This is a genomic window from Brevundimonas sp., assembly GCF_032017145.1.
Taxonomy (GTDB): Bacteria; Pseudomonadota; Alphaproteobacteria; order Caulobacterales; family Caulobacteraceae; genus Brevundimonas.
The window spans coordinates 1-9,294 of sequence record NZ_DALZQC010000121.1; the positions used below are offsets into that span (position 1 = coordinate 1).

The 9,294-nt window shown below is 67.9% G+C and carries 9 protein-coding genes and 2 pseudogenes; 6 read left to right on the forward strand and 5 right to left on the reverse strand.

Going from position 1 to position 9,294, the window contains the following annotated elements; all coding sequences use genetic code 11:
* The 4 genes and pseudogenes from RTU05_RS15450 to RTU05_RS15465 all read right to left on the reverse strand — a co-directional run.
* Nucleotides 1-375, reverse strand: a pseudogene (locus RTU05_RS15450) (hypothetical protein); the annotation flags it as partial.
* A 90-nt stretch (nucleotides 376-465) separates the two neighbouring features.
* Nucleotides 466-1,035 carry a hypothetical protein gene (locus tag RTU05_RS15455; protein ID WP_312599232.1) on the reverse strand — a complete coding sequence of 190 codons (570 nt, stop codon included), beginning with the start codon at nucleotides 1,033-1,035 and terminating at the stop codon, nucleotides 466-468.
* A 75-nt stretch (nucleotides 1,036-1,110) separates the two neighbouring features.
* Nucleotides 1,111-1,518 carry a CBS domain-containing protein gene (locus tag RTU05_RS15460; protein WP_312599233.1) on the reverse strand — a complete coding sequence of 136 codons (408 nt, stop codon included), beginning with the start codon at nucleotides 1,516-1,518 and terminating at the stop codon, nucleotides 1,111-1,113.
* A gap of 62 nt (nucleotides 1,519-1,580) precedes the next feature.
* Complete coding sequence (locus tag RTU05_RS15465; protein WP_312599234.1) at nucleotides 1,581-3,350, reverse strand: von Willebrand factor type A domain-containing protein; 1,770 nt, start codon at nucleotides 3,348-3,350, stop codon at nucleotides 1,581-1,583.
* A gap of 164 nt (nucleotides 3,351-3,514) precedes the next feature.
* Between RTU05_RS15465 and RTU05_RS15470 the strand changes: the two genes are divergently transcribed.
* From RTU05_RS15470 to RTU05_RS15495, 6 genes are all read left to right on the forward strand, one after another.
* Nucleotides 3,515-4,132, forward strand: coding sequence for a GyrI-like domain-containing protein (locus RTU05_RS15470; protein ID WP_312599235.1), 618 nt, complete (start codon nucleotides 3,515-3,517; stop codon nucleotides 4,130-4,132).
* A gap of 56 nt (nucleotides 4,133-4,188) precedes the next feature.
* Complete coding sequence (locus tag RTU05_RS15475; RefSeq protein WP_312599236.1) at nucleotides 4,189-6,060, forward strand: monovalent cation:proton antiporter-2 (CPA2) family protein; 1,872 nt, start codon at nucleotides 4,189-4,191, stop codon at nucleotides 6,058-6,060.
* Nucleotides 6,061-6,207: 147 nt separating this feature from the next.
* Nucleotides 6,208-7,227, forward strand: coding sequence for a S1/P1 Nuclease (locus RTU05_RS15480; protein WP_312599237.1), 1,020 nt, complete (start codon nucleotides 6,208-6,210; stop codon nucleotides 7,225-7,227).
* 141 nt (nucleotides 7,228-7,368) lie between these two features.
* Complete coding sequence (locus RTU05_RS15485; RefSeq protein WP_312599238.1) at nucleotides 7,369-8,145, forward strand: RNA methyltransferase; 777 nt, start codon at nucleotides 7,369-7,371, stop codon at nucleotides 8,143-8,145.
* Nucleotides 8,146-8,308: 163 nt separating this feature from the next.
* Nucleotides 8,309-8,617 carry a GIY-YIG nuclease family protein gene (locus tag RTU05_RS15490; RefSeq protein ID WP_312599239.1) on the forward strand — a complete coding sequence of 103 codons (309 nt, stop codon included), beginning with the start codon at nucleotides 8,309-8,311 and terminating at the stop codon, nucleotides 8,615-8,617.
* Nucleotides 8,614-8,940 (forward strand): YnfA family protein, encoded by a 327-nt coding sequence (locus RTU05_RS15495; protein ID WP_312599240.1) that lies wholly within the window; start codon nucleotides 8,614-8,616, stop codon nucleotides 8,938-8,940. The genes RTU05_RS15490 and RTU05_RS15495 overlap by 4 nt, the downstream gene beginning before the upstream one ends.
* Here the strand turns inward: RTU05_RS15495 and RTU05_RS15500 are convergent.
* A pseudogene (locus RTU05_RS15500) lies at nucleotides 8,937-9,294 on the reverse strand (hypothetical protein); the annotation flags it as partial. The gene RTU05_RS15495 and the pseudogene RTU05_RS15500 overlap by 4 nt on opposite strands.

Here is a 9,294-nt window from a genome sequence, read left to right on the forward strand (position 1 = left end):
GGCCAGCGCCGTTTCGCCCGGCCCGATCAAGGTGAAGCCGACGTCCGGCGCGGCGCGGCGCGCGGCCTCGATCACTTCGGCGGCGGGCCGGTTCGCGGTTGCGACGACGGCTCCGGCGGTCAGGCCCGCGTCGGCCGCACGGGTCAGAATCTCGATGCGGCTGGCCGTCAGCCGGGCGTTCAGCATCAGGTTCTCGGCCGTCAGCCGATCCGCCTCGCGCGTCGGCCGGCTGATTTCACGAGACGCCAGAAGTCCATAGCCCGTGGACAACAGGGCGGCGACCAGCACCCCGATGCGCAGCCAGGCGGGCGCGCCAGGGGCGCGGTCGGACGCGCGCCGCCCTCGCCCATGTTCCCGCCGCTCCGCGTCGCGCAAGCCACCCCTCCCGACCAATACCGGCTGAGACGGGAATCTAGGCTGCGTCGCGGATTCGTGTCGAGCCTTCGCGGGGTCTTTTCGGCCGATTTAGGCCAGGACGGGCAGGGCGGGCAGGCGCTCGGGCGCCGCTTCCAGCACCCGGTTCACGCCCTGCAGCAGGTCGCGGGCCTGACGCGCCAGGCCCAGCACGGCGGGCGGGGCGTCGTCAGGGCTTTCCGACACCAGATCCACCAGACCCTGCGCCACCTGCATCAGCTGGGGGGCGCAGGCGATCAGACGCGCCTGACGTTCGATCTGCTGGGGATCGCGATCGTATTCGGCGCCCGGCACGCGCCAGCCGCCCCAGTCGGCGCGGTCCGTCACCACCACCGGATAGGTGCCGGGTTGGGGGTGGTGCAGGCAATCCTCGGGCTGTTGCCACTTGTTGCGGGCGCGCAGCACGCGCCAGTCGCCGCCGCCCTGGTCCGCGCCGGGATCGTCGGCGGCCAGCATCAGTTCGTTGGCCGTGAACTCGCGCCCCAGACCGACGTCGTAGGTGACGCGCACGGGCTCGTCGAACCCCTTGGCCCAGACAGGCTGAACCTGTTCGACGAACGCCCAGGCGCCGACGCACTCGACCCAGACCTTTTGACCCTTCTGGAACTGCGCGCGCGCCATGCCATTCTCCGAAACCAACGGCCAGGATGAATGACGATCGTTGACGCGCGGTGTCAGGGCGCGGTTACGCAGACCTTAACGCGAGATGCTTTCCAGCGTCTCGCCGGCGTATTTCTCCTTCACCCGCGTCGACAGGTCGCCGAGCGACACCACGCCTACCACGCGGCCGTGCTTGTCCACCACGGGCGCACGGCGGATCTGCTTCGATCCCATCAGATCCAGCACGACCTTCAGGTCGTCGGTGTCCAGCACGGTCTGGGCGTCGCGGGTGATGAACTCCACCACCGTCGCCGACGGCGCGGCGCCGGTCGCCAGGGCCCGCACCACGATGTCGCGGTCGGTGATCGTGCCGATCAGCTGATCGCCGTCCGCCACGGGCACGAAGCCGAAGCCGCCCTTGGCCATGCGGCTGGCGACGTCGTGAAGGGTGTCGCCGGGGCGGGCCAGGTGAACGTCCTTGGTCATCACGTCGCGAATTTTCATGGCGGGTGTCCTTGCGGTTGAAGCGTTGCGCTGGAAACCCGCCGCGAGCGTGGCGGTTCCGATCAGGGCGTTCGCTGCGGGGGCAGGGTCTGGGCCGCCCGCACCAGTTGGACGAATTCGGCCCTGTCGCCATAGGGATCGCCGCCCCTGGCCCCTTGCGCCTGGTCCAATATCCGGTCCCAGCCATAGTCGCCGGCCATCCACGGATCGCCCCTCAGCTTCTGGCCGAAGGCGGCGACGGCCAGCGCCCACCGCGTGGCCTCGGGCGGCTGGGCGCTGACGGGGCCGGCCGTGCGATTGGTCAGGGGCTGCTGGATCAAGTCCGACCGCCTCTGGCCCGGCTGTTTGTAGCGAACCTGGATGAAGCCGATCTCGCCGTTCGGATCGCCGCCGCCCACCCCGATCCGATTGTCGGGATAGCGGCGCTCGCCGATCTGGGTCGGCCCGCCGACCGGAGTGATCTCGTACAGGGCCGTGACGCTGGCGCCCGATCCGACCTCGCCCGCATCGACCTGATCGTTGTTGAAATCCTGCTCGTTCAGCAGCCGGGTCTCGTATCCGATCAGCCGCCATTCCGCGACGCGGGCGGGATTGAACTCGACCTGGATCTTGACGTCGTCGGCGATGGGGAATGCGCCCTTGTCGAAGGCCGGGCCGAACAGGCGACGAGCGTCCCTCAGATCCCCGACATAGGCCGCGACCCCATTGCCCGCCTGGGCGATGGCCTGCATCCGCGCATCCTGATAGTTGCCGCGTCCGAAGCCATAGACCGACAGATAGACGCCCGTGCCGCGCTTGTCGGCGACATACTCCTCCAGTCGCTTGTCGTCGGTGACGCCCACGTTGAAGTCGCCGTCGGTGAACATCAGGATGCGGTTGACCTTGTCGCGGGCGAAACTGGCCTGGGCCTGGTCATAGGCGTTGGTCATGCCGGTCGCGCCCGCCGTGCCGCCGGATGCGCGCAGGCTGGCCACCGCGCAGCGCATCTTCAGCTTCTGGTCGCCGGGCGTCGGCTGCAGCGTCGTGCCCGCCCCTTCGGCGTAATAGGTGACGGCCAGGGTGTCCTGCGGCCGCAGCCGGTCGATGGCCAGGTTCATCGCCTTCTTGGCCAGGTCCAGCTTGTCGGCCGACCGCATCGAGCCGGACACATCGACCAGGAAGGTCAGGTTCAGCGGCCGCTGCTGGTGGGCCGGCAGCTCATAGCCTTGCAGGCCGATGTGCACGATCTGCCGACCCTCAGCCCAGGGCGAGGCCGCGACCGCCGTCGTGACGGCGAACGGCCGGTTCTGCGACGTCGGCCGCGCGTAGTCGTAGTCGAAGGCGTTGATCATCTCCTCGACCCGCACCGCATCCTTGGGCGGCGTCCGGCCTTCGCCGATGAAGCGGCGCACATTGGAATAGGACGCAGTATCGACGTCGATCGAGAAGGTCGAGACCGGCTGATCGCTGGTCCGCTTCACCGGATTGGGCGTCGCATCGGGATAGCGTTCGGTCTCCGCGCGCGGCGGCGCCGGCGTGATCGGCGAAACCCGAAACCCGGTCACCCCCGCGTTGCCTGTCATCGCAGCGGGGGGCGCCGGCGAAGGTGGCGGCGGCGGCGGCGGGGCGAGCGGCGCGTTCGTCGTCGTCCGACCCTGGACGCGGGTTCCCGTGACGACGAGATCCTGCACATCGGGCTCTGCTTCCAAGGAAAACCCCAGAGGCAGGCACGCCGCCGGCGTCGCCTCGCCATCCAGCGGCTTGGCCAAGGCGACGGACGGCAGGGCCGCCGGTGGCGCGGCGACCGACAGACTCAATACAGAAAGGGCGGCGATCCGGACGAGACGTGACATGGTTTCCTCCAGTTGCGATCCTGCTACTCGGCCGACGACGTTAGGCCAAACTGTGGCGTGGATCGGCATCGGCGTCATCGGTGAAAAATGATGACGCGAAGCGTGGCTTTCATATCAGTCTTCGATCCTCGCACAGACAAGGATGATCGGATCGGAGCGCCGCTATGACGAAGCTGGATTTCAAAAAGGAGATGAAGCCCCTCTTCACTGCGCCGACGGGGCGGGTCGTGGTCGTCGATCCGCCACGGCTTCGGTTCGTCAAGGTCGATGGCCACGGTGATCCCAACAATTCTCCCGCCTATCGCCGCGCGGTCGAATGGGTCTTCAGCGTCAGCTATGCGATGAAGTTCGCCTCGAAACGCACGCTGGATCGCGACTATGTAGTTCCGCCGCTCCAGGGTCTTTGGGAGGCGGACGATCCCCGTAGTTTCGTTCGGCGCGAAAAGGATCGATGGCGCTGGACGATGATGGTGATGGCGCCCGATTTCCTGGATCGGCGCCTGTTCGAAGACACCGTGGAGGAAACGACTGGAAAGCTGGGCCAGCCGCCGGAAAGCTTGCGGCTCGAACACTATGATGAGGGCCATTCGCTGCAGGTGTTGCACATCGGCGCCTATGATGACGAGGGACCGGTGCTGGCGCGGCTTCACGACGAGGTGATGCCGGGTATGGGCGTGACCTTTAACGGACCTCACCACGAGATATATCTCGGCGACCCGCGCCGTATCGAGGCGTCCCGGCTGAAAACGATCCTGCGCCAGCCGGTCCGGCCCGTAGCCTAGGCGTAACCGCCCCTCGCAATCGCGCGCGGCCTTCCCCACAATAGACGCCAAGCTTGATGGGACGCACGATGGCCGAGGCGACGGCGGGACTGGATCTGGGCGCGGCGGCGGCCTTGCTGGCGGCGGGGGTTCTCGCCGTTCCGGTGTTCAAACGCATCGGCCTGGGGTCGGTGCTGGGTTATCTGGCGGCGGGTCTGGCCATCGGCCCGTTTGGTCTGAAGCTGTTCCGCGAGCCAGAGACCATCCTGCATGTCGCCGAGTTCGGCGTGGTCATCTTCCTGTTCATCATCGGGCTGGAGATGCGGCCCAAACGCCTGTGGGGTCTTAGGAAGGAAATCTTCGGCCTTGGCGCGGCCCAGGTGTTGTTCTGCGGTCTGATCCTGACGGGCACGGCCATGCTGGCGGGCTTTTCGCCCTCGGTCGCCTTCGTGGGGGCCATGGGCTTCGTCCTGTCCTCTACCGCCGTCATCATGCAGATGCTGGAGGAGCGGGGCGAGATCGCCGGCGGACCGGGCCAGCGGGCGGTGTCCATCCTGCTGCTGGAAGACCTGGCCATCGTGCCCTTGCTGGCTATCGTCGCCGTCCTGGCCTCGCTGACCGGCCGCGCGGCCGAACACGCTCCGCCCTTGTGGCAGACCATCGGCTTCGCCCTGGCGGCGGTCGGCGGGGTGCTGCTGGCGGGCCGCTATGCGGTCAATCCGATCTTCCGCCTATTGGCCCGTTACGGCGGGCGCGAGGTGATGACGGCCGCCGCCCTGCTGGTGGTGGTCGGCGCCGCCTGGGCCATGTCGCTGGGCGGCCTGTCCATGGCCATGGGCGCCTTCCTGGCCGGGGTCCTGCTGTCGGAATCCACCTTCCGCCATCAGCTGGAAGCGGATGTGGAGCCGTTCCGCGCCATCCTGCTGGGCCTGTTCTTCCTGTCTGTCGGCATGTCGCTGGACGTGTCGGTGGTGGTCGCCGACTGGCGTCTGGTGATCGGCGGCGTCGTGGCCTTCATGCTGGTCAAGGGCGTGGGCATCTATGCGATCGCGCGCCTGTTCAAGGCCTCGCACCATGAGGCCGTCGAGCGCGCGGGCCTGTTCGCGCAAGGGGGAGAGTTCGCCTTCGTCCTTTACGGCGCCGCCGTCGCCGCCGGCCTGTTCGACGCCCGGATCGGGGCGATGATGTCGGCGGTCGTCATCCTGTCGATGGCGCTTACGCCCCTGACCTCGCTCCTGATCGCGCGGCTGTCGCCCCAGCCGGTCCAGGACGCCGAAAACGCCGAGGGCGTGGACTTCGCCAAGGACCTGCGCGGCCAGGTGCTGATCATCGGCTTCGGCCGTTTCGCCCAGGTCGTGTCCCAACCCCTGCTGGCCCGCGACGTGGACGTGTCGATCATCGAAAACGACGTGGAGATGATCCAGGCCGCCTCCCAGTTCGGGTTCAAGGTCTATTACGGCGACGGAACCCAGCTTCACACCCTGCGGGCGTCCGGGGCGGAGGAGGCCGAGATCGTCCTGGTCTGCGTCGACAAGCCCGAGGCCGCCGACCGTATCGTCGAACTGGTCAAGTCCGAGTTCCCGACCACCAGGATCATGGCCCGCGCCTTCGACCGGGGCCATTCGATACGGCTGATCCAGGCGGGGGTGGATTACCAGATCCGCGAGACCTTCGAATCGGCGCTGAAGTTCGGCGAACGCGCCCTGGTCGAACTGGGACTGGACGAGCGCGAGGCGGCCGAGACCATCGGCGATGTGCGCCGCCGCGACGACGCCCGTCTGGACCTGCAGCTGACCGGCGGCGTCACCGCCGGCCGCCAGCTGATGCGCGGCAATATGCCGACGCCCCAGCCCGCGCCCTATATCAAGCCCCGTCGCGAAGGCCGTCTGCTGAACGAGGACGAGGCGGGCCCGCCGGCGCCGGTCGAGCGCGAGCAGGTAGGCGACTGAAAGGTGTAGGGTGAGGAGTGCTGGTAAGCGAGAAGCGAGCGTTCGAGCGGCCGTCGATCCGGCGGCTCACCCCTTGCTCGCTAGCACTTTTCACCCCCTCCCGATCATGCTCTTAGAGCGAGCAATCTCACCCTTCAGGTCAGTCTCATGAAACGTCTCGCCATCGCCGCCGTGGCCATGCTCGCCGTCGTCGCGCCCGCCATCACCGTCACCGCCTGGGGCAACACCGGCCACCGGCTGATCGGGGTGGCGGCGATGCGGGCCCTGCCCGACGATCTGCCGGCCTTCCTGCGCACGCCCTCCGCCATCGCCGACGTGGGCGAGCTGGCGCGCGAGCCCGACCGCTGGAAGGGCGGCGGCCAGCCCCACGACCGCGAGCGCGACACCGCCCACTTCATCGACCTGGACGACCAGGGCCGGGTCTTCGACCAGCGCGGCATGAGCATCGACGATCTGCCGCGCTTGAAATCGGAATACGACGCCGCCCTGACCAAGGCCGGCCTCAGCGTCAACGACGCCGGCTATCTGCCCTACGCCATGATCGACGGCTGGCAGCAGCTGGGCCGCGACTTCGCCTATTGGCGCGTGCTGAACGCCGCCGAGAAGCGCGAGACGAACATGGAGCGTCAGGCCTGGTATCGCGCCGACCGCATCCGTCGCGAGGCCCTGATACTGCGCGACATCGGCGTCATGGGCCACTATGTCGGCGACGGCTCCCAGCCGCACCACACCAGCATCCACTTCAACGGCTGGGGCGACTTCCCGAACCCGGAAGGCTTCACCAACTCGCGCCAGACCCACGCCCTGTTCGAGGGCGAGTTCACCGCCCGCGTCGCGCGCCTGGACGCCATCGAAGCCGCCATGCCGGCGGCCCAATTGGACGGCTTCGATCCCAAGGCGCGCACCGTCGCCTATCTGAAGACCACCCTGGGCACGGTGATCCCCTTCTATCGTCTGGAGAAGGCGGGCGGGTTCAAGGATCAGGATCCGCGCGGCGCGGCCTTCGTCAACGAACGTCTGGCGGCGGGCGCGGGCGAACTGCGTGACTTCATCGTCACCGCCTGGACCGCCTCGGCCAGCGCCTCCATCGGCTGGCCCGCCGTCAAGGTCGCCGAGGTCGAGGCCGGAACCGCCGACCCCTGGATCGCCATGGTGGGCGAGGACTGATTTCGGTTCCGATGAGCGGTGCTGGTGAATAGTGCTAGTGAGCAAGAGGTGAGCGGTCGCAGGGGCTTGCGCGCATCGGCTCACCTCTTGCTCACTCGCACTTTTCACTAACGCCTTTTCACCGCTGCCAAATCTGATCCCATGCCCGACCTAACGCCCCCCGCCGTCATCCTCGACAAGTCGCAGATGGCCGAGAACATCGGCGCCGTGGCGCGGGTGATGGCCAATTTCGGCCTGTCGGACCTGCGCCTGGTCAGCCCGCGCGACGGCTGGCCGCAAGAGCGGGCCTGGGCCACCGCCTCGGGCGCCGACTGGGTGCTGGAGGGCGTGCGCGTGTTCGACAGCGTCGCCGAGGCCATCGCCGACCTCAACACCGTCTTCGCCACCACCGCCCGCCCGCGCGAGACGCGCCAACCCGTCCGCACCCCGCGCGAGGCCGGTCGGGTTCTCTATGACGACACCGCCTCGGGCCTGAAGACCGGCCTCTTGTTCGGCGGCGAGCGCGCGGGGCTGGAGACGACCGACATCGCCCTGTGCGCCGGCATCGTCACCATTCCCATCGACCCCAAGCACCACTCGCTGAACCTGGCCCAGGCCGTGGCCATCAATGCCTATGAATGGCGCACCCTGATCCTGGACGCCCCGCCGCCGCGCTTCCGCGACGCCGAGCCGCCCGCCTCCAACGCCCTGCTGGTCGGCATGTACGAGCATCTGGAGGAAGAGCTTGAAAACGGCGGCTTCTTCTATCCGCCCGAGAAGAAGCGTTCGATGAGCCAGAACCTGCGCGTCATGCTGGGCCGCGCCGCCTTCTCCGAACAGGAGGTCGCCACCATGCGCGGCGCCATCCACGCCCTGTCGCGCGGCCGCGGTCGGGTGCTGGCCAAGATGGCGGCCGAAAGGGCGGCGAAGGAAGAATAGATGAAGCATTAATGACCGTCACTCCGGGGCCGCGCAGCGGAACCCGGAGCCCAGGGCGGCCCCACGCTGGTTTATGCGGCCCTGGGTTCCGGGTTCTTCGCTGCGCGAAGCCCCGGAATGACGAATGTTGTGCGGGTCGAACTTACATGCTCATGTCCCGAACATGAGAGAGGACGCCGTCATCGCCGTGTATATCATGGCGAACTTTCGGAACGGCACCATCTATACCGGGGTAACCAGCGATCTGCTGCAGCGGGTCTGGCAGCATCGCACTGGCGCCACGCCGGGATTCGTTTCGGAGCATGGTTGCAAGACCCTGGTGTGGTACGAGCAGCATGAGAACATGACCGACGCGATCGGGCGTGAAAAGACGATCAAGAAGTGGCGTCGGGCCTGGAAGCTGGCCTTGATCGAAAAGGCAAACCCGCAGTGGCTTGATCTGGCCGCCGGTTGGCATGGCGCCCGCCCATGACGCCGATCCTCATCTATCCCCTCGCGGCCCTGGCGGAGATCGGCGGCTGTTTCGCCTTCTGGGCGTGGCTGAAGCTGGAGCGTTCGCCGCTGTGGCTGGCGCCGGGCGTCGTCTGTCTGATCGCCTTCGCCTGGCTCTTGACCCTGATCCCCAGCGACGCGGCGGGGCGGGCCTTCGCGGCCTATGGGGGCGTCTATATCTGCGCCTCGCTGATCTGGATGGCGGTGATCGAAAAGACGCCGCCGGATCGCTGGGACGTTTTGGGCGGGCTGGTCTGTCTGGTCGGTGCGGGGATCATCCTGTTCGGGCCGCGCGCCGCCTAGCCCGCCCCCAGGAGGTCCGACCAGCGCCAGCTGCCCTTGCCCAGCGCCAGTTGCGCGCCGCCCGGTCGGTCTTCCAGCTTCAGCACCGCCAGGCCGGTCATGCGCTGGGCCTTGCACTCGGCCGGGGCGAAGGCGACCTCCAGGGCGATGGCCTGACGAACCCCGGCCAGACCCTTGCCCGACTGGTTTCGGCTCTGCAGCCAATCGCCGTTCCACACCAGGATGGCGCGGCCCGAGGCGTTCATCTGCTGCGCGGCGTCGATGACGGCGCGGCGCACCGCTTGGTCGTCCCGCACCGCATCCTGAACCCAGCGCACCATGTCGCACGACCCGCCGCCGCGCCCTGTTCCCGCG